The organism is Sporomusa sp. (assembly GCF_035561155.1).
Classification (GTDB): domain Bacteria; phylum Bacillota; class Negativicutes; order Sporomusales; family Sporomusaceae; genus Sporomusa.
In genome coordinates, this window is record NZ_DATMYD010000167.1 from 1 (window position 1) to 2,655 (window position 2,655).

Below are 2,655 nucleotides of genomic sequence, written 5' to 3' on the forward strand. Positions count from 1 at the left end.
ATAAGCGAGTTCGACAGCAATGGCAAGCTCGTACTAACGAAAGTACGATGAGAAGACGCTTTCGCAAGAATCCAATTGAATACCTTAAACAATTGGAAAATGATATCAGTTCGTTAATTGAGCCGACGTAGAAAAAAAAGAGGCCATGTTGAACCTTAGTTTTAGCACGGCCTCAAGAACGGCTTGGTTCGCTCATTCTGGAATTTGTTCACTATAAGATATCACTCATATATGTGAAATGCTATCTTCCTTATGGTTTCCGCCACCAGACAATTCTACTCACTTGTCTATACTCTATTTTTCTTACTTAACCCGCTTTCCAAAATGGAAATGCCCCAAGCTTTTCGCAACCGAAAAAGCTTGGGGCATTCTTACTGTGAATATTAAAAACTGCGACTGCAATACCCGCCGGGTACCAATATACCGCGGGCCCCAGTACGAGCTGTCAAGACGGTCAATGGCTATACCACGACTGGAAGACGCACAATAAACTTACCATCACCAAGGTAAATACCATTATGTGACGGGCCAGGCTCATATGTTTGAAAAACACCAAGTCGCACCCGCATACGTCCACGCCGGTCTTGTTATCGCCTGCACTATTCTTTACAGCTCCTGAAACAAAGCGGTAGTCAAGTACCGTTCCCCGGTATCTGGCAGCAGTACAACAATGGTTTTGCCTGCGTTTTCGTTCCGCAGCGCCAACTGATTAGCCGCAGCCAGTGCGGCGCCACTTGATATCCCAATTAGCAGGCCTTCTATCCGAGCCACGGTTCTGGCTTCGCCGAAAGCTTCCTCAGTTTTAACCTGTAAAACTTCATCAATAACATCCTTGTTGAGAATTTCGGGCACAAAGCCGGCGCCAATCCCCTGTAGTTTATGCGGGCCCGGTTTTCCGCCCGATAACACCGGCGAATCAAACGGCTCAACCGCTACAATTTTTACCCTGGGGTTGCGCTGTTTCAATACTTCGCCCACACCACTCAGTGTTCCGCCTGTGCCAACCCCAGCGACAAAAATATCCACCTTTCCATCAGTATCCCGCCAAATTTCTTCGGCTGTTGTCTGCTTATGTATAGTAGGGTTAGCTTGGTTTTTAAACTGCTGCGGAATAAACGAATTCGGAATTTCGGTGGCCAATTCTTCGGTTTTTTTGATCGCACCTTTCATGCCTTCTGCACCAGGAGTGAGTATCAACTCCGCGCCGAGAGCCTTAAGCACGTTGCGCCGCTCCATACTCATGGTGTCCGGCATAGCTAATACTAGGCGGTACCCTTTGGCAGCCGCCACAAAAGCCAAACCGATTCCGGTATTGCCACTAGTCGGTTCGATGATGACGGTATCCTTCTTTATCAGACCTTTTCTTTCAGCATCCACAATCATAGCGAAAGCAATCCGGTCTTTAACACTGCCTAGAGGATTAAAGTATTCCAGCTTTGCCAGGATGGTAGCATCCAGATTTTTCGCCTTCACATAGTTTGCTAACTCCAGTAGCGGCGTATTTCCAATAAGCTCCGTTAAATTCTTTGCAATCTTAGTCATTACGCATCTCTCCTTGATATTGAAATATAGATGTTTACTAAATTCAACCGCAGTACTAGGCTGCAAATCAAATTCAGCGGTTGAGCGGCCCCGTCAATGCACATCAATAATGCATGTTTTCGCCAACCACAAACTCTATTTTATTATAACGTTTCATTATGTAAAAGTTATGAAGTTCTTGCGAAAAACTAATGAATATTGTAAATACATGAGGGCATGCACGGCAGAGTTAGCCGTAACACCCAAAAAAACATAATTTATTCACAGGTAATTCATTAGAAATTCATGCAATATGACTATACTTAACTCAGGAAGCCGATATTCCTAACAAATATCTAGGAGGATTTACAACATGAAAAAAGTAGCAGGGATTTTAGTTGCCACCTCATTATTGTTTTCACTTTCCGCTGATGCCGCTGTCAGTACTAAGGTTAATAAAGACGACACAACCACCTACATTAGCCAAACATACTTAAGCGGTCCTTGGGATTCCATAAAAGTACAGTATACAAAAGAAAAATCTTTACCAACCATTACGCTTAGCATAGCCGATCCTTCGTTCGATAACCCGACGTATTATTTGTTTTCTGACAAAACAACATTAGTTATCGACGGCGTTGTTTCTGATTTGAAGCTAGTTGATACATATAGGGATCGTACTAGTGACCTTGGCATTTTTGAATTCACGCCCGCACAAATCGCCAGTATACAAAATGCCAAAAAAGTCTCGCTCCGCGTCGCCTTCGACAACAAAAATACGCTTACCTGGAAAGTTTCAGAAAAGATGGTAAATGAATGGAAAGAAGTTTTCGCCGGCGGACGCAATGTTACCAAAGATCAAAATCGTATCTCTTTGCAAAACTCTATGCCTCAGAACATGCACTCCACGCATCATGCCAACTAACCGTAACCCTCAGGCAGCTTCATCTGCCCATTGCTTTAGAATTATTACTTAACCGGGTCAAAAGTAAAAGGGGCTGTCTCAATAAGAAATTGAGGCGGCCCCTAAATTTTTGAAAAAAATACGAGAGGCAGGTTCCGCAGAACCTGCCTCTCAGTGTAAAATTAAACTGCCATGAAAAACCTTACACACATAAATCCTACACCAAAAAC

General features: G+C 43.7%; 2 protein-coding genes and 1 pseudogene. 1 reads left to right on the forward strand and 2 read right to left on the reverse strand.

All coding sequences use genetic code 11. The features are described from left to right. Positions 1 to 399: 399 nt before the first annotated feature. Positions 400 to 548 (reverse strand): annotated as a pseudogene (locus VN447_RS23015) (C40 family peptidase); the annotation flags it as partial. A gap of 58 nt (positions 549 to 606) precedes the next feature. Then, complete coding sequence (gene cysK, locus VN447_RS23020) at positions 607 to 1,542, reverse strand: cysteine synthase A (protein WP_325528761.1); 936 nt, start codon at positions 1,540 to 1,542, stop codon at positions 607 to 609. A 352-nt stretch (positions 1,543 to 1,894) separates the two neighbouring features. Between cysK and VN447_RS23025 the strand changes: the two genes are divergently transcribed. Next, positions 1,895 to 2,446, forward strand: a complete 552-nt coding sequence (locus tag VN447_RS23025; RefSeq protein ID WP_325528763.1) for a hypothetical protein — start codon at positions 1,895 to 1,897, stop codon at positions 2,444 to 2,446. Positions 2,447 to 2,655: the final 209 nt, after the last annotated feature.

Excerpts from the sequence above, each read along its gene's own strand:
- cysK (WP_325528761.1), bottom strand. The coding sequence starts at position 1,542 with ATGACTAAGATTGCAAAGAATTTAACGGAGCTTATTGGAAATACGCCG.
- VN447_RS23025 (WP_325528763.1), top strand. The coding sequence starts at position 1,895 with ATGAAAAAAGTAGCAGGGATTTTAGTTGCCACCTCATTATTGTTTTCA.